General features: G+C 55.1%; 11 protein-coding genes and 1 riboswitch. Of the genes, 8 read left to right on the top strand and 3 right to left on the bottom strand.

Annotated elements, in window-relative coordinates; genetic code table 11:
• Positions 1-320 precede the first annotated feature (320 nt).
• The 4 genes from metA (at position 321) to aceK (ending at position 6,287) form a co-directional block, all read left to right on the top strand.
• Positions 321-1,250 (top strand): homoserine O-succinyltransferase, encoded by a 930-nt coding sequence (metA, locus tag ACFL9S_RS15755; RefSeq protein WP_405262832.1) that lies wholly within the window; start codon positions 321-323, stop codon positions 1,248-1,250.
• 310 nt (positions 1,251-1,560) lie between these two features.
• Positions 1,561-3,159, top strand: a complete 1,599-nt coding sequence (gene aceB / locus ACFL9S_RS15750; protein ID WP_405262831.1) for a malate synthase A — start codon at positions 1,561-1,563, stop codon at positions 3,157-3,159.
• 21 nt (positions 3,160-3,180) lie between these two features.
• A complete protein-coding gene (aceA, locus tag ACFL9S_RS15745) occupies positions 3,181-4,485 on the top strand; it encodes an isocitrate lyase (protein ID WP_405262830.1) in 1,305 nt (434 codons plus the stop codon).
• A gap of 62 nt (positions 4,486-4,547) precedes the next feature.
• Complete coding sequence (gene aceK, locus ACFL9S_RS15740; RefSeq protein ID WP_405262829.1) at positions 4,548-6,287, top strand: bifunctional isocitrate dehydrogenase kinase/phosphatase; 1,740 nt, start codon at positions 4,548-4,550, stop codon at positions 6,285-6,287.
• Here the strand turns inward: aceK and iclR are convergent.
• Positions 6,284-7,117: a glyoxylate bypass operon transcriptional repressor IclR gene (gene iclR, locus ACFL9S_RS15735; protein WP_405262828.1), complete on the bottom strand. Its 834-nt coding sequence runs from the start codon at positions 7,115-7,117 to the stop codon at positions 6,284-6,286. The two genes, aceK and iclR, sit on opposite strands and share 4 nt — an antisense overlap.
• Before the next feature lie 187 nt (positions 7,118-7,304).
• Here iclR and metH point away from each other — a divergent pair, with 187 nt between their 5' ends.
• The gene (gene metH, locus ACFL9S_RS15730; RefSeq protein WP_405262827.1) at positions 7,305-10,988 is read left to right on the top strand and encodes a methionine synthase; all 3,684 of its coding nucleotides are present in this window, start codon (positions 7,305-7,307) and stop codon (positions 10,986-10,988) included.
• Between the two features lie 126 nt (positions 10,989-11,114).
• A complete protein-coding gene (locus ACFL9S_RS15725) occupies positions 11,115-12,740 on the top strand; it encodes a Na/Pi cotransporter family protein (RefSeq protein WP_405262826.1) in 1,626 nt (541 codons plus the stop codon).
• A gap of 43 nt (positions 12,741-12,783) precedes the next feature.
• Here ACFL9S_RS15725 and panS read toward each other — a convergent pair whose 3' ends face one another.
• Both panS and lysC read right to left on the bottom strand, forming a co-directional pair.
• On the bottom strand, positions 12,784-13,701 hold the full coding sequence (gene panS / locus ACFL9S_RS15720; protein WP_405262825.1) for a ketopantoate/pantoate/pantothenate transporter PanS: 918 nt from the start codon (positions 13,699-13,701) through the stop codon (positions 12,784-12,786).
• Positions 13,702-13,805: 104 nt separating this feature from the next.
• Positions 13,806-15,158 carry a lysine-sensitive aspartokinase 3 gene (gene lysC, locus ACFL9S_RS15715; RefSeq protein ID WP_405262824.1) on the bottom strand — a complete coding sequence of 451 codons (1,353 nt, stop codon included), beginning with the start codon at positions 15,156-15,158 and terminating at the stop codon, positions 13,806-13,808.
• A 91-nt stretch (positions 15,159-15,249) separates the two neighbouring features.
• Positions 15,250-15,439, bottom strand: a riboswitch (Lysine riboswitch).
• Between the two features lie 371 nt (positions 15,440-15,810).
• Between lysC and pgi the strand changes: the two genes are divergently transcribed.
• Together pgi and yjbE are read left to right on the top strand one after the other, a co-directional pair.
• A complete protein-coding gene (gene pgi / locus ACFL9S_RS15710) occupies positions 15,811-17,454 on the top strand; it encodes a glucose-6-phosphate isomerase (RefSeq protein ID WP_405262823.1) in 1,644 nt (547 codons plus the stop codon).
• Between the two features lie 624 nt (positions 17,455-18,078).
• Positions 18,079-18,348, top strand: a complete 270-nt coding sequence (yjbE, locus tag ACFL9S_RS15705; RefSeq protein ID WP_405262822.1) for an exopolysaccharide production protein YjbE — start codon at positions 18,079-18,081, stop codon at positions 18,346-18,348.
• Positions 18,349-18,417: the final 69 nt, after the last annotated feature.

Genomic DNA, 18,417 nt, shown 5'->3' with positions numbered 1-18,417 from the left:
GGGAACTGCCAGGCATCAAATAAGCAGACAAGCCTCATACGAAAGTATGAGGCTTTTTTGTTTACACAAAATTTAGTTATTGCCGTGTATTCCCCCCTATTTACATCAAAATCAGCAAGTTACTCGTTGCTGAATCGAAGCAATCCTCTACTGTGCTGCGTGTTTTCTCACCACTATTTGGTCGATTGCTACTCTATACTGAGCAATGAGATGAAACATTTTCAAGAATCAGATGAGTACTCGACATTCAGGCAGCGGCACGTTATCTTTGGCTGTCTGGATGTCTGAACGTATAAACGTATGTAGTGAGGAAGCAGGTCATGCCGATCAGGGTACCCGATGAATTACCAGCCGTAAGTTTTTTGCGCGACGAGAACGTCTTTGTTATGACGTCCACGCGTGCCAGCACGCAGAATATTCGCCCGCTGAAAGTGCTGGTACTGAATCTGATGCCAAAGAAGATCGAAACTGAAAACCAGTTTTTGCGTCTGCTTTCCAATTCTCCGCTGCAGATCGACATCCAGCTGCTGCGTATCGACAGCCGTGAGTCACGCAATACGCCTTCGGAGCATCTGAACAACTTCTACTGTAATTTCGAAGATATTCAGAATGATAACTATGATGGTCTGATCGTTACCGGCGCGCCGTTGGGGTTGGTCGACTTCTGCGATGTGGCCTACTGGCCGCAAATTCAGAAAGTGCTGCACTGGGCGAAAGAGCACGTCACATCGACACTGTTTGTCTGTTGGGCGGTACAGGCGGCACTCAATATCCTGTATGGCATCCCAAAACAGACGCGCGATAACAAACTCTCCGGCGTGTTTGAGCATCAGATTCTGCATCCTCATGCGCTGTTAACGCGCGGCTTTGATGACACGTTCCTGGCACCGCATTCACGCTATGCCGACTTCCCGGCTCAGTTACTGCGTGACTATACGGACCTCGAAATCTTTGCTGAGTCGGACCAGACCGGTGCTTACCTGTTTGCCAGCAAAGACAAACGCCTGGCCTTTGTCACCGGCCATCCGGAATATGATGCACTGACGCTGTCCGGTGAATTCCACCGCGATTTTGATGCTGGCCTGAACCCGGAAGTGCCCTTCAACTACTTCCCGAATGACAACCCGGCACTGCCACCGCGTGCCAGCTGGCGTAGTCATGGCAACCTGTTGTTCTCCAACTGGCTGAACTACTACGTCTACCAGATCACACCGTTCGATCTGCGTCATATGAACCCAACGCTCGAGTAATCACTCCCCGGTTTCTGTTGTCAGGTGGATCCCTGATCCACCTTGTACACTTCTCACACCTCTCTCTTTTTGCTGAATCCAGTCACCCGATCGCGATCCCATTATTTTGTGAAAACAACTTCCTGTAAAATTTAAGTTTTAAATTCATATTAATCAATCTATTGCGATCATTTTACATTTAAAATGGAAATAGCTTTTGATTTTTAAATTTAACTGATGATATTTTGATCCTGTAGTTCAAAGATTGTTCAACGAAGATCGCCGGGTAACACAGTGCGTACCCGGTCGTATCGATGACAGGAGCAAACAGATGACACAACAGGTAATCAGCAGCGAACTGGCCTTCCAGCGCGCATTTGGTCAGGATGAACAGCAGATTCTTACCGATGAAGCCGTCGATTTTCTCAGCGATCTGGTGGTGAAATTCACACCGCGACGTCATGCATTACTGGCCGAACGTGAACGGACTCAGCGCCATATTGACGCGGGAATTCTTCCGGGTTTTATTTCGGAAATGGATTCCATTAAAAATGGTGACTGGAAAATACGCGGTATCCCAGCCGATTTACAGAACCGCAGGGTTGAGATCACCGGGCCGGTAGAACGCAAGATGGTGATCAACGCGCTTAACGCCAATGTGAACGTCTTTATGGCCGATTTTGAGGATTCACTGGCACCGGCATGGGATAAAGTGATCGCCGGGCAAATTAACCTGCGCGACGCGATCAACGGGACCATCAGTTACACCAGTGACGCGGGAAAGATCTATCAGTTGCAGCCCGATCCCGCGGTTCTGATCTGTCGTGTTCGCGGTCTGCACCTGCCTGAAAAACATGTCACATGGCGCAATGAGCCGATCCCTGGCAGCCTGTTTGATTTTGCGCTCTACTTCTTCCACAACGTTGATGCATTGCTGGCGAAGGGCAGTGGACCCTATTTCTATCTGCCGAAAACCCAGTCGTATCAGGAAGCGGCCTGGTGGAGCGATGTGTTCAGCTACACCGAAGATCGTTTTGATCTGCCGCGCGGAACCATCAAAGCGACCTTGCTGATCGAAACCTTACCGGCTGTTTTCCAGATGGACGAGATCCTCTGGCACCTGCGCGATCATATCGTTGGGCTGAACTGCGGCCGCTGGGATTACATCTTCAGCTACATCAAAACCCTGAAAAATCATCCGGATCGTGTGCTGCCGGATCGTCAGTCCGTGACGATGGATCAGGGATTCCTGGACGCTTATTCGCGCCTGCTAATCAAAACCTGTCACCGCCGCGGGGCATTTGCGATGGGCGGAATGGCGGCGTTTATTCCCAGTAAAGATGCCGAACGTAACCAGTGGGTGCTGGACAAAGTACAGGCCGACAAACAGCGTGAAGCGGCGAACGGTCACGACGGAACCTGGATTGCGCATCCAGGGCTCGCCGACACGGTGAAAGCCATCTTCGATCAGGCACTGGGTGAACGTCCGAACCAGCTCCATGTGATGCGTGAACAGGATGCAGACATCACCGCAGCACAGTTGCTGGCGCCCTGTGCCGGTGAACGGACGGAAGCCGGTATGCGTGCCAATATCCGCGTCGCCGTGCAGTACATCGAAGCCTGGATCAGTGGCAACGGCTGTGTGCCTATCTACGGGCTGATGGAAGATGCCGCCACCGCTGAAATCTCACGTACCTCCATCTGGCAATGGATCCATCACCGTAAAACGCTGCAAAGCGGCGAGGTCGTTACTGAAACCCTGTTCCGCCAGATGCTGGCAGAAGAGTTGCAGGTGATCCGACAAGAACTGGGTGACTCACGCTATCACGCAGGGCGCTTTGAAGAGGCCGCCTCGCTGATGGAACGCATTACCACTGAATCCGAACTGGTTGAGTTTCTGACTCTGCCGGGCTACCGCTTACTTCCCTGAACCCTGACAAGGAGCTCCACCATGACTTCTCGTACCCAACAGATTCAGCAGACAGAACAAACCTGGCGCGATGCACGCTGGGATGGCATCACCCGTCCTTACAGCGCTGAAGAGGTGGTCAAACTGCGCGGGTCGGTTAACCCGGCCTGTACGCTGGCTGAAAACGGCGCGGAAAAACTCTGGGCGCTGCTTAACGGTGGAGCCAAAAAGGGCTACATCAATAGCCTGGGCGCACTGACGGGCGGGCAGGCACTGCAACAGGCAAAAGCGGGGATTGAGGCGATCTACCTCTCCGGCTGGCAGGTGGCAGCCGATGCTAACCTTGCCGCCAGCATGTACCCGGACCAGTCGCTGTATCCGGCGAACTCCGTACCGTCGGTGGTGGAACGTATCAATAACACCTTCCAGCGTGCCGATCAGATTCAGTGGTCATCGAATATTGAGCCTGGAAACCCGCGCTATGTGGACTATTTCCTGCCGATCGTGGCCGATGCGGAGGCAGGGTTTGGCGGGGTATTAAATGCGTTTGAGCTGATGAAATCGATGATCCAGGCCGGCGCGGCAGGCGTCCATTTCGAAGACCAGCTGGCATCGGTGAAGAAGTGCGGCCATATGGGCGGTAAAGTGCTGGTGCCGACCCAGGAAGCGATCCAAAAGTTGGTGGCAGCACGCCTGGCGGCCGATGTGATGGGCGTACCTACGGTGCTGATTGCCCGCACGGATGCGGATGCAGCAGACCTGATCACCTCCGACTGCGATGAATACGACCGCGAATTTATTAGCGGAGAGCGCACACCGGAAGGCTTCTTCCGCACCCATGCCGGCATTGAGCAGGCGATCAGCCGGGGCCTGGCTTATTCACCTTATGCCGATGTGATCTGGTGTGAAACCTCAAAGCCGGATCTTGAGCAGGCGCGGCGCTTTGCCGAAGCCATTCACGCGCGCTTCCCCGGTAAGTTGCTGGCCTATAACTGCTCACCGTCATTCAACTGGAAGAAGAACCTCGACGACACCACGATTGCCCGCTTCCAGCAGGCGCTGTCAGAGATGGGCTACAAATACCAGTTCATCACTCTGGCGGGCATTCACAGCATGTGGTTCAACATGTTCGATCTCGCACAAGCTTACGCGCAGGGTGAAGGCATGCGCCACTACGTGGAGAAAGTGCAGCAGCCAGAGTTTGCCGCGATTGAACAGGGCTACACCTTCTCGTCGCATCAGCAGGAGGTCGGAACGGGGTACTTTGATCATGTTACGACCATCATCCAGGGCGGGGTGTCATCAGTGACCGCCCTGACCGGATCGACGGAAGAAGAGCAGTTCTGATAAGCCAATCAAAGGGGGCGGGCCTGCCCGTCCCTTCGTCATGCCATCACCGGAGGTGAACCATGACCACGCTGGAAACCCTGATTGCCCGCACCATCCTGCAAGGATTTGACGCCCAGTATGGACGCTTCCTCGAAGTCACTGCCGGGGCGCAACAGCGCTTTGAACAGGCCGACTGGCAGGCGGTACAACACGCGATGAAGGCCCGTATCCATCTCTACGACCACCATGTTGGTCTGGTGGTCGAGCAGCTGCGCTGCATTACCGCATCGCAGTCGGAGGATCGCGACTTTCTCCAGCAGGTGAAAACCATTTACACCGATCTGCTGCCGGATTACCCGCGCTTTGAAATAGCTGAAAGCTTTTTTAATTCCGTCTACTGCCGTTTGTTCAGCCACCAGGCACTGACGCCGGAACGGTTGTTTATCTTCAGTTCGCAGCCAGAACAGCGATTCCGTACCATTCCGCGCCCGCTGGCAAAAACCTTCAGTGCGGCCGATGGCTGGCAGCCTTTACTGAGCCGTTTACTGCACGATCTGCCGTTGCGCCTGCCGTGGCAGGATATGGCACGCGATATCCAGTTTATCATGGCGCATCTGCGGGAAAACTTTAGCGCGAGTGAGCTGCAACAGGCGAGTTTACAGGTGGCTAACGAACTGTTTTACCGTAATAAAGCGGCCTGGCTGGTGGCCAAACTGCGCACACCGTCGGGCGTCTGTGCCTTCCTGCTGCCGATCCACCGCAGTGACGAAGGTGCGCTGTTTATTGATACCTGCCTGACGCGCAACCGTGAGGCGAGCATCGTCTTCGGCTTCGCCCGCTCCTACTTTATGGTGTATGCCCCTTTGCCTGCGGCGCTGGTCGAATGGCTGCGCGAGATCCTGCCGGGAAAAACCACCGCTGAACTGTATATGGCGATTGGCTGCCAGAAGCATGGCAAAACCGAAACCTATCGCGAATATCTCCATTATATGACGGCCACCACCGAGCAGTTTGTGGTGGCGCCCGGGGTGCCGGGGCTGGTGATGCTGGTGTTTACCCTGCCAGGCTTTGATCGGGTATTTAAAGTGATCAAAGACCGCTTTGCACCACAGAAAGAGGTGACGCCAGAGCGGGTACGTCAGTGCTACCAGCTGGTGAAAGAACATGACCGCGTAGGCAGAATGGCGGATACGCAGGAGTTCGAAAATTTTGCCATCGAAGAGAAGCGGCTCAGCCCTGCGCTGCTGGCGTTGCTGGAGCGGGAAGTGCCGGAGAAGTTGCAACGCCACGGTGAGATGCTGACCATCAGCCATCTGTATATGGAACGGCGCATGACACCGCTGAACCTGTGGCTGGAGCAGGCCAGCACGCAGCAGCGCCGTGAGGCGATAGAAGAGTACGGCAACGCGGTGAAGCAGCTGGCGGCGGCCAATATCTTCCCCGGCGATATGTTGTATAAAAACTTTGGCGTCACCCGTCACGGGCGAGTGGTGTTCTATGACTACGATGAAATCAGCTACATGACGGAAGTGAACTTCCGCGACATCCCGCCCGCCCGCTACCCGGAAGATGAATTAAGCCATGAGCCCTGGTACAGCGTGTCGCCAGAGGATGTGTTCCCGGAAGAGTTCCGACACTACCTGTGCGCCGACCCGGCTATCGCCACGCTGTTTGATGAAATGCACGCGGAGCTGTTCCACGCCGACTTCTGGCGCGGACTGCAGCAGCGTATCCGCGCGGGGCACATTGAAGATGTGTTCGCCTACCGTCGCCGTCAGCGCTTCAGCCAGCGCTATGGTTCACTGGATGCGGCGGGTTAGCGCGATCCACCGTATTCACGGGTGATCTCTTTCGCTGCTTTAATCACCAGCGCACCGATCTCTGTAACGCGATCGTCGGTAATGCGTGAAATCGGGCCGGAGATTGAAATCGCGGCAAAGGGTTCGCGGTGCTCGTCGTAGATGCAGGCGGCGATGCAGCGCAGGCCCAGCGCGTGTTCTTCATCATCAAACGAATAGCCTGTCTTGCGCACCAGCGCGAGATTCTCTTTCAAACTGTGTGGCGACATCAGCGTTTTCGGCGTGTAGTGATGAAGCCCCTGACGATGCAGTAGTTCACTCACCTGCTTATCATCAAGGTTGGCGAGAAACGCCTTACCGGCACCGGACGCATGCATCGGCAGCTTGCCGCCAATCGGTGCTGACATGCGCATCAGCTGAGAGCACTGCACTTGATCGATAATCACCGCCTGGTGATCGCTGAGGTCCAGTACCGCGAGATTCACCGTTTCACCAGAGGCCTCCATCAGCGTGCGCAGCATCGGGTGGACCAGCGCCAGCAGGTTACGGCTTTGCAAAAAGCTGCTGCCGACGACAAATGCGTGCGCCCCGATGGTCCACAGCCCTAAATCCCCGACCTGCCGCACAAATCCCTGCTGCTGCATGGTGGTTAACAGGCGATGCGTGGTGGAGTTCGGCAGCCCGGCCTGCTGGGCCAGCTCGGTCAGCGCCACATTACCGTGGGACTCGGCAATAAATTCCAGCAGCTTCAGGCCGCGGGTTAACGACTGAACCTGCCCGGCCGGGGCGGCCGTGGATGCAGCGGCGGCACGTGGCTTCTTGCCGCGTTTCACGACGACGGGGGTGACCATACCTGACTCCTTTGTGTCCTCATTATGGAAATCATTTTCGTTCTATACCCGTCATACTTCAAGCGGCTTCTGCATTTGTTACCTGGCTGAAAATGTCTCACCTGGCATCGCTGTTACCCGCACAAAAGTTGTGCCAGTATGACGTGCTGGCAGTGGTGCCTGGTTGAGATGCTGAAGGGGAAGAGTCGTGAGTAACCGGATTGAAGCGCTGCATCAGCAGTTGAAGAAACGCATCATGCTGCTGGATGGTGGCATGGGAACGATGATCCAGAGCTACAAACTGGAAGAAGAGGATTTTCGCGGTGTGCGTTTTGCCGACTGGCCCAGCGATCTGAAGGGCAACAACGATCTGCTGGTGCTGACGAAACCCGATATTATCAGCGAAATCCACAACGGTTACCTCGCGGCGGGTGCCGACATTCTGGAAACCAACACCTTCAACTCCACCACTATCGCGATGGCCGATTACCAGATGGAATCGCTGTCGGCAGAAATCAACTATGTGGCAGCCAAACTGGCGCGCGCCTGTGCGGATGAATGGACCGCCCGCACGCCAGATCGTCCGCGTTATGTCGCCGGTGTGTTAGGGCCCACTAACCGTACCTGCTCCATCTCTCCTGATGTGAACGATCCCGCTTTCCGCAATGTTACCTTTAACCAGCTGGTGGAAGCCTACCGGGAATCCACCCGTGCGCTGGTGGAAGGTGGCGCTGACATTATTATGATTGAGACGGTGTTCGATACCCTGAATGCCAAGGCGGCGATCTTTGCCGTTAAAGAGGAATTTGAAGCGCTGGGCGTTGAGCTGCCGCTGATGATCTCCGGCACCATCACCGATGCCTCCGGCCGAACGCTCTCCGGCCAGACCACGGAAGCCTTCTATAACTCACTGCGCCACGCGGAACCGCTCTCCTTTGGCCTGAACTGTGCCCTCGGCCCGGACGAGCTGCGTCAGTACGTGGCGGAGCTGGCGCGTATTGCCGAAGGTTATGTGACCGCGCACCCGAATGCCGGGCTGCCCAACGCCTTTGGTGAATACGATCTTGATGCGCGCATTATGGCCGAGCAGATTGGTGAATGGGCGCAGGCGGGTTTCCTCAATATTGTCGGCGGCTGCTGTGGCACTACGCCCGCGCACATCGCGGCGATGGCGAAAGCGGTGGAGGGCGTTGCCCCGCGCCCGCTGCCGACGCTGCCCGTTGCCTGCCGCCTTGCCGGGCTGGAGCCGCTGACCATCAGCGCAGAAAGCCTGTTTGTGAACGTGGGTGAACGGACCAACGTTACCGGATCGGCAAAATTTAAGCGTCTGATCAAAGAAGAGAAGTATAACGAAGCGCTGGAAGTGGCTTTACAGCAGGTGCAGAGCGGCGCGCAGATTATCGATATCAACATGGATGAGGGGATGCTCGACGCCGAAGCGGCGATGGTGCGCTTCCTCAACCTGATTGCCGGGGAACCGGATATCGCCCGCGTGCCGATTATGATCGACTCCTCCAAATGGGATGTGATCGAGAAAGGTCTGCAATGTATCCAGGGCAAGGGCATCGTTAACTCGATCTCCATGAAAGAGGGCGTCGACCAGTTCCTGCATCATGCGCGCCTGGTGCGGCGCTACGGTGCGGCGATGGTGGTGATGGCCTTCGATGAAGAGGGCCAGGCCGATACCCGCGCGCGTAAAATCGAGATCTGCCGCCGTGCCTACCAGCTGCTGACGGAAGAGGTCGGTTTCCCGCCGGAAGATATTATCTTTGACCCGAATATCTTCGCGGTCGCCACCGGCATTGAAGAGCATAACAACTACGCGATGGACTTTATCGGCGCCTGTGAAGACATCAAACGCGAACTGCCGCATGCGATGATCTCCGGCGGCGTTTCCAACGTCTCCTTCTCGTTCCGTGGCAACGACCCGGTACGCGAAGCGATCCACGCCGTCTTCCTCTATCACGCCATTCGTAACGGCATGGATATGGGCATCGTCAACGCCGGACAACTGGCGATCTATGACGACTTGCCCGCCGACCTGCGCGATGCGGTAGAAGATGTGATCCAGAACCGCCGCGATGACGGTACGGAGCGTTTGCTGGATGTGGCGGAGAAATATCGCGGCAGCAAAGCCGACGATGACAGCACCAAACCGCAGGCCGAATGGCGCAGCTGGGACGTGGCGAAACGGCTGGAATACTCGCTGGTGAAAGGCATTACCGAGTTTATTGAGGTTGATACCGAAGCCGCCCGTCTGCTCGCCTCACGCCCGATTGAGGTGATAGAAGGGCCGCTGATGGCCGGGATGAACGTGGTGGGGGATCTGTTTGGTGAGGGCAAAATGTTTCTGCCGCAGGTGGTCAAATCAGCACGCGTGATGAAGCAGGCGGTCGCCTGGCTTGAACCTTACATTGAAGCCAGCAAAGAGAAGGGCAGTACCAACGGTAAAATCGTGCTGGCGACGGTAAAAGGGGATGTACACGACATCGGAAAAAACATCGTTGGCGTGGTGTTGCAGTGTAATAACTACGAAATCATTGACCTGGGCGTGATGGTGCCCAGTGAAAAAATTCTGAGAACCGCCCGTGAGCACAATGCCGATATTATCGGGCTTTCCGGGCTGATTACCCCGTCGCTGGATGAAATGGTTAACGTGGCCAAAGAGATGGAGCGCCAGGGCTTTACCCTGCCGCTGCTGATTGGCGGGGCGACCACTTCCAAGGCGCACACGGCGGTCAAAATCGAACAGAACTACAGTGGCCCGACGGTGTATGTGCAGAATGCCTCACGCACCGTCGGCGTGGTTTCCGCGCTGCTGTCAGCCACTCAGTACGACGGCTTTGTTGCCCGCACGCGCAAAGAGTACGACACCGTGCGCATTCAGCATGCACGTAAAAAACCGCGTACGCCGCCGGTGACTTTACAGGTGGCGCGTGACAACGATTTTGCCTTCGACTGGGAAAGTTACACTCCACCGGTAGCACACAGGCTGGGTGTGAGCGAAGTGAGCGCTAACATCGAAACGTTGCGTAACTACATCGACTGGACGCCATTCTTTATGACCTGGTCACTGGCGGGCAAATATCCGCGTATTCTGGAAGATGAAGTGGTCGGTGAAGAAGCCAAACGCCTGTTTGCCGATGCCAACGCAATGCTGGATCAGCTGAGCCGCGACGGCTCGCTCAATCCTCGCGGCGTGGTGGGTATTTTCCCGGCTAACCGTGTCGGGGACGATATTGAAATCTACACGGATGAATCGCGCACTGAAATTCTGAAAGTGAGTCATCACTTACGCCAGCAGACCGAGAAAAAGGGCTTTGCTAACTACTGCCTGGCTGATTTTGTTGCACCGAAGTTGAGCGGCAAAGCCGATTACCTGGGGGCATTTGCCGTCACCGCAGGCCTGGAAGAAGATGCGCTGGCAGAGGCCTGGGATGCACAGCACGACGACTACAACAAAATTATGGTTAAAGCCCTGTCAGACCGTCTGGCGGAAGGCTTTGCCGAATATCTGCATGAGCGGGTGCGTAAAGTAATCTGGGGCTTTGCCGCCACGGAAAACCTCAGCAACGACGAGTTGATTCGGGAAAACTACCAGGGCATTCGCCCTGCGCCTGGCTACCCGGCCTGCCCGGAGCACACGGAGAAAGCCACTATCTGGGAACTGCTCGATGTGGAAACTCACACCGGCATGAAACTGACGGAATCCTTCGCCATGTGGCCAGGGGCGGCGGTGTCTGGCTGGTACTTCAGCCACCCGGAGAGTAAATACTTTGCCGTGGCCCAGCTCCAGCGCGACCAGATTGAAGACTACGCCCGGCGGAAAGGGATGTCGGTTACCGACATTGAGCGCTGGCTTGCACCGAATCTGGGATATGACGCTGATTAAAAACGTGTTCATTGCTCTTCATTGAGAATTGATAAGGTCATCATCGGCTAAACTAACACTATCAGCACAGCGGATGTTTTTACTGCTGTGCATAGTCAGTCTTTCTGAGTGATGAGGTCGATATCTGTGTTAACCCTGCTTAATCTTCTTTCTGCCGTGGCGCTACTGGTGTGGGGGACGCACATCGTGCGTACCGGCATCATGCGCGTTTACGGCGCCGATCTGCGGCGGGTACTCAGCCGCAGCGTGGCAAAAAAACCGATGGCGTTTCTGGCGGGCATTGGCGTGACCGCCCTGGTACAGAGCAGCAATGCCACCACCATGCTGGTGACGTCATTTGTCGCACAGGAGCTGGTGGGGCTGACGCCTGCCCTGGTGATTATCCTTGGTGCGGACGTCGGTACGGCGCTGATGGCGCGTATCCTCACTTTTGATCTCTCCTGGCTGTCGCCGTTGTTTATCTTCTTTGGCGTGGTGTTCTTCCTTGGCCGTAAACAGACCCGTGCCGGGCAGATAGGGCGTGCCAGCATCGGGCTGGGATTAATTCTTCTGGCCTTGCAGCTTATTGTTGCCGCCGCTACGCCGATCACCCAGGCAGCCGGAGTGAAAGTGTTGTTCTCATCACTGACCGGTGATGTGATGCTCGATTCCCTTATCGGTGCGCTGTTTGCGATTATCAGCTACTCCAGCCTGGCGGCCGTCCTGCTGACCGCCACGCTGACGGCGACCGGGGTGATTTCCTTCAAAGTCGCCCTGTGTCTGGTGGTCGGCGCTAACCTGGGCAGCGGGCTGCTGGCGATGCTGAATAACAGCGCGTCGAATGCCTCCGGCAAACGGGTGGCGCTCGGCAGCCTGCTGTTTAAATTTATCGGCTCGCTGCTGGTGCTGCCGTTTATCGATCCGCTGGCGGGGTGGCTGGAGAAGTTGCCGGTCAACGATGAAGAGTTAGTGATCTTCTTCCATGTGTTTTACAACCTGATCCGCTGCATCATCATGGTGCCCTTTGCCGAACCGATGGCTGCGCTGTGTCATCGACTTATCCGTGAGGAGCCGGAAACCGACCTGCGCCTGAAACCGCGTCATCTTGATCCTGGCTCGCTGGATACGCCCGCACTGGCGCTGGCGAATGCCTCACGCGAAACCCTGCGAATGGGGGATGTGATGGAACAGATGCTGGCGACCTTCAGCAAAGTTGTGCACGGCGAACTGCGTGAAGACCGCGAAATTCGCAAGCTGGATGATGATGTTGATGTGTTGTACACCGCCATCAAACTCTATCTGGCACAGATGCCGAAAGAAGACCTGCCGGAAGAGGATTCACGGCGCTGGGCAGAAATTATCGAGATGGCCCTCAACCTGGAGCAGGCAGGGGATATTCTTGAACGGATCAGCGGCGATGTGGCCGATAAATCACTGGCCGCGCGGCGCGCATTCTCGGTAGAAGGTTTGCAGGAGCTGGACGCTCAGATAGAGCTGCTGACCAACAACCTGCGTCTGAGCCTGTCGGTATTCTTATCCCGCGATATTACCAGTGCGAAACGCCTGCGTCGTTCCAAGCACCGTTTTCGCATCACCAACCGTCGCTACTCGCACGCCCATGTAGACCGCCTGCATCAGCATAACGTACAGAGCATCGAAACCAGTTCGCTGCATCTGGGGTTGCTGGGGGATATGAAACGTCTGAACTCCCTGTTCTGCGCGGTGGCATACAGTGTGCTGGAGCAGGCGGATGATGACAAAGATGATGAGTGAGGCGTGATGATCACAGGGGGGGATGCCCCCTGTGATGAACAGATTACGTCTTGTTAATCGCTTTCCCTGACCAGTAACCCGCCAGCAGTGAACCGGACAGATTATGCCACACGGAGAACAGCGCGCCCGGCAGTGCCGCCAGTGGTGAGAAGTACATTTTCCCCAGCGCCGCAGCCAGACCGGAGTTCTGCATGCCCACTTCCAGCGCCAGCGTGCGGCAGGTGGATTCGTCGAAGCCAAACAGCTTGCCGCCCCAGTAACCGCCCAGCAGACCAATGGCGTTATGCAGGATCACCGCCACAATCACCATCAGGCCAACCGAGCCGATAAAGCCCTGGCTGCCCGCGACCACGGCACTGATGATCAGCAGAATACAGATCATGGAAAAGGCGGGCAGATAAGGCTCCACGCGCTTCACTACGCCGTTCATGGTGTGGTGGATCACCAGGCCGAGACTGATCGGCACGACGACAATTTTCACAATACTCAGCAGCATCCCCACCACATCCACCTGAATATGGGTATCTACATAGAATTTGGTCAGCAGCGGCGTAGCGAACACGCCAACCAGCGCCGAGACGGAGGAGATGGTCACGGACAAGGCGACATCGCCTTTAGCCAGATAGATCATCACGTTAGACGCGGTGCCGCTGGCTACGCTGCCCACCAGAATCATACCCGCTGCCAGGTCAGGCGGCATATGGAACAGCTTTGCCAGGCCCCAGGCTGCCAGCGGCATCACCAGATAGTGCAGGAACGTACCGGCAATGACCGGCGCCGGACGGGTCAGTACCCGTTTGAAATCGCCGACGTTGAGCGTCACACCCATACCGAACATAATCAGCATCAGCAGGTAAGGCACATAAGGCCCCATTCCGGTGAAGGTCGTGGGTGTGTAATACGCAGCAACAGAGAGCAGGACTGCCCAGAGGGGGAACAGTCGGGTAAAAGTGGCGAGCATAGAGAGGCTTCCTTTTTTGAATCGCGCTTTTTCTTTCAGCGGTTATGCAGGTGATTTGAGTTTTTCATAGCAATAAAAAAACCGGGCAAGGCCCGGTTTCATCATCATTCAAACAGATTGCGGTGCAGCGTCTGAACGATTTTTTCTGCATCCTGCCCTGGGACCAGGAAGCAGAGATTGTAGCTGCTGGCGCCATAACAGATCATGCGCAGATTGAACGGCTCCAGCACGCCAAACACCTCTTTGCCCACGCCACAGGCCTGAGAAAGTTTGTTGCCGATAATGGCAACCAGCGCCAGATTCTCTTCCACTTCCACCCGGCACAGGGAGGAGAGTTCCGTCAGCAACGCCTGTGTTAACAGGCTGTCTCCGGTTGAGGTTGAACCGGTGGTATCCAGCGTCAGCGCCACGCTCACTTCGGAGGTGGTGATCAGATCAACGGAGATATTGTGACGCGCCAGAATGTTGAAGACCTCGGCGAGGAACCCGCGCGCATGCAGCATATTCAGGCTGTGCAGCGTCAGCAGCGTCTGCTTACGGCGCAACGCAAGGGCGCGGAACAGCGGTGGGTTCTCGGTTTTATTGCACACCATTGTGCCACCGGCTGACGGATCTTTGCTGGAACCGACAAACACCGGAATATCACTGCGTACCGCAGGCAGCAGCGTTGCCGGATGCAGCACTTTTGCACCAAATGTCGCCATTTCGGCGGCTTCTTCAAAAGTGATCTCATCAATACGATGGGCGGAATGCACCACGCGCGGATCGGTGGTGTAGATACCCGGCACGTCGGTCCAGATATCAATGCGGCTGGCATGCAGCGCTTCACCCAGCAGGGCAGCCGTATAGTCACTGCCGCCACGGCCCAGCGTGGTGGTGCGGCCCTGCGCTTCACTCCCGATAAAGCCCTGAGTGACCACCAGAGATTCCTCAGTGCGGGCTTTCAGTTGCGTATTAACCAGTTCGTTCAGCAGCGTGACGTTCGGTTCTGCGCGGCCAAAGCGGTCGTTAGTGCGCATCACTTTACGTACATCGAACCACTCTGTGGCGACCTGACGCTGGCGCAGGATCTCAACGAACAGCAGGGTGGACATCAGTTCACCGTGACTGACCAGTTCATCGGTCAGGGCGGTAGAGGTCGACAGCGCTGCTGCTTCGGACAGCATACTGATGTTGTCCAGCATACGGTCGATTTCATCACGGATGACCGTCGGTTGATCCAGCGCGTCGATAATCGCGTACTGAATACGGCGAATGTCGTCGAGCAGGGACGCTCGCTGTTTTGGCTGCTGGCCTTCAGCCAGGGCAACCAGCAGATTGGTCACACCCGCAGAGGCGGACAGGACAACCAGACGCACATCGGGATTGGACAGCACCACATCAGCGCTGCGGTTCATAGCGGTAAAGTCGGCCACACTGGTGCCGCCAAATTTCGCCACGATCAGATTTTGAGACATTACGATGACTACCTTCGTGTCAGGATTTATTCCATCAGCTTGGCACAAGGGAAGGAGCACAACGGGGAGGACGTAGAATGAAGGCTACGAGTCACCCAGAAGCGCCCCACCTCGCCGCCCGACTACCGGACGTTGCTGGTGACAACCCAGAGGATTCAGCCCCTGCGGTCGATACGCCCCACTCCGCGTGGTTGATACCTCGGCGTCGCTCCCCATCATGCATTATCAAAGGATTCGGTTCCTCCAATACACTGCCTGGGCGACGCGCCTCTTCTGGCTTACACATTGCGTAAGTTGCGCATAGAAATATCGGGTTATGGTGCGGCTGTCAACGCTTGTCGGCGGATGATTATTCATTTTCGTTATACCCCGGCAGGTATCACTGACGCTAATCACTTTTGGTACATAAATCATCGTTTAGACTATAAGCGTCAATTCTTATAAGCACGGTCCGGGCTATAATTTTTTCCCGTAAAAGGGTATGAATAGTCATACTGAAAACCTCCATGCGAATCATTCGCACCGACGGAGCCAAAATCGTGGCGGGATGATAGCTGTGACCTGTTGCAGGAAGAGGGGAGCCGAACGCCCGTAACAGGTAATATATCGTCCGGTCTGAATGACAGTTCTTAAATAAAAAGAGTGTGTTGCTATGAAAAATATCAATCCGACACAAACCGCTGCCTGGCAGGCGCTGCTTCAGCATTTTGAACAAATGAAAGATGTGCAAATTGCTGACCTTTTCGCCAAAGATGCCAACCGGTTTGCTGCCTTCTCTGCCACGTTCGACGATCAGATGCTGGTGGATTTCTCCAAAAACCGCATCACCAGCGAAACCCTGGAAAAACTGCAGGCGCTGGCCAAAGAGACCGATCTGCAGGGGGCGATCAAATCGATGTTCTCCGGTGAGAAAATCAACCGTACTGAAGATCGTGCCGTACTGCACGTGGCGCTGCGTAACCGTAGCAACACGCCAATCGTCGTTGACGGCAAAGATGTGATGCCGGAAGTGAACGCGGTGCTGGAGAAGATGAAAGGTTTCTCTGAGCGCATCATCGGCGGTGAGTGGAAAGGCTTTACCGGTAAACCGATCACCGACGTGGTGAACATCGGTATCGGGGGTTCTGACCTGGGGCCATTTATGGTCACCGAAGCGCTGCGCCCGTATAAAAATCACCTGAATATGCACTTCGTTTCCAACGTTGACGGCACGCACATTGCTGAAACGCTGAAAACACTCAGCCCGGAAACCACCCTGTTCCTGGTGGCGTCGAAAACCTTCACCACGCAGGAAACCATGACCAACGCCCACAGCGCGCGTGACTGGTTCCTGACCTCGGGTCATCAGGAAGATGTAGCGAAGCACTTTGCTGCGCTGTCGACCAACGGTAAAGCGGTGGCCGAGTTCGGTATCGACACGGCTAACATGTTCGAATTCTGGGACTGGGTTGGCGGCCGTTACTCTCTGTGGTCAGCGATTGGTCTGTCGATCATCCTCTCTATCGGTTTCGACAACTTCGAGAAGCTGCTGGATGGCGCACACGCCATGGACCGTCACTTTGCCGATACCCCGGAAGAGAAAAACCTGCCGGTGCTGCTGGCGCTGATCGGCATCTGGTACAACAATTTCTTCGGTGCCGAAACCGAAGCCATTCTGCCTTACGATCAGTACATGCATCGCTTTGCCGCATACTTCCAGCAGGGCAACATGGAGTCCAACGGTAAAAATGTTGACCGTGCTGGTAACCCGGTCTCTTACCAGACTGGCCCGATTATCTGGGGCGAACCTGGCACCAACGGTCAACATGCGTTCTACCAGCTGATCCACCAGGGCACCAAGCTGGTGCCATGCGACTTTATCGCACCAGCGGTATCGCATAACAAGCTGGGCGATCATCACAGCAAGCTGCTGTCTAACTTCTTTGCTCAGACGGAAGCACTGGCGTTTGGTAAAGCTCGTGACGTGGTGGAGAAAGAGTTTGCAGATGCAGGCCTGGACGCTAAAGCCGTTGAGCACGTGGTGCCGTTCAAAGTGTTTGAAGGCAACCGTCCAACCAACTCCATCCTGCTGCGCGATATCACTCCGTACAGCCTCGGGGCGCTGATTGCACTGTATGAACATAAAATCTTCACTCAGGGCGTGATCCTTAATATCTTCACCTTCGATCAGTGGGGCGTGGAGCTGGGTAAACAGCTGGCTAACCGCATCCTGCCAGAACTGGCGGATGGTGAAGCAGTCAACAGCCATGACAGCTCGACGAATGGTCTGATTAATCGCTATAAATCCTGGCGTTAATCCCCGCGTGGGACGGCCCTTTTCTGGTCATCCCTCTGACCTGAACCCCCAGTTTCTGGGGGTTTTTTATTTTCTGGAAATAACTGGACCTGGTTGACAGTCGGACCTTTCTCTTTGTGACCGCCGCCGGGCGTTGGCAACCTGCTGGTACTCTGATTACACACCTCTTTTTCACCCCAAAGATGAATAAAGTGAAAAGAATGAGGATGGGTATAATCCTAAAAGCGCCTTAAACCGTGTCATTTTGAGACGGATAATTCTTAAATAAACATCCGGTAAAAACAAAAAAATTGTAATAACTCATTTGTTATTTAATTGATTCCTATCACTTTACAGTCGATATCTTGTCAATTATTACCGCTACGTCACTATTCCCCTCCCTGCATGCCTTTTTTAACTTTTCGTATCGATAATAAAGTAAGTATTGGTATTAACCGCTGTGTAAGTGCCTTTTACAGATTAAAATATCTGAATATCTCGTATTGTCAGATTTTTATCATCGCCTTCTCTTCTGGCCCGACACCTTGCCCGATGCGCTGCTTTCTGGAAATTAATTCCCCATACTGGAGTCGCCAGGTGCCATCCAGGCCCGGGCATCCATTCATTTAATGAAGGGAAAGTGTGATGAAAAAAGTCATATGGGCTACTGCAGCCATAGTGTACTTAGCGAGTGCAACTGGCGCGTTTGCCGCTGTTGAAGCCACTGGTACGCCAGCGGTTGAAACGGGTGATGCTGCCGGTGCTGATGCAGGTGCGATGTCGACCGGTGTCACCACCGCTGTTGGTATTGGCGCTGCTGGCGCACTGGCTGGCGTGCTGCTGGCAGCAAGCAGCGGTGGAAATGGTTCCAATACCGGAACAACAACCACCACCACCACAAGTACAACCCGCTAAGTTCAAAAATTAATCATAACCACACATTTGTGTGGTTATTTTCAGCCTTGTTCTACTTTGCTCAGGGAC

It is taken from the genome of Erwinia sp. AnSW2-5 (genome assembly GCF_045107195.1).
Taxonomy (GTDB): domain Bacteria; phylum Pseudomonadota; class Gammaproteobacteria; order Enterobacterales; family Enterobacteriaceae; genus Erwinia.
Note: the sequence above shows the minus strand (reverse complement) of the source record. Positions and strands in the feature narration are given on the sequence as shown.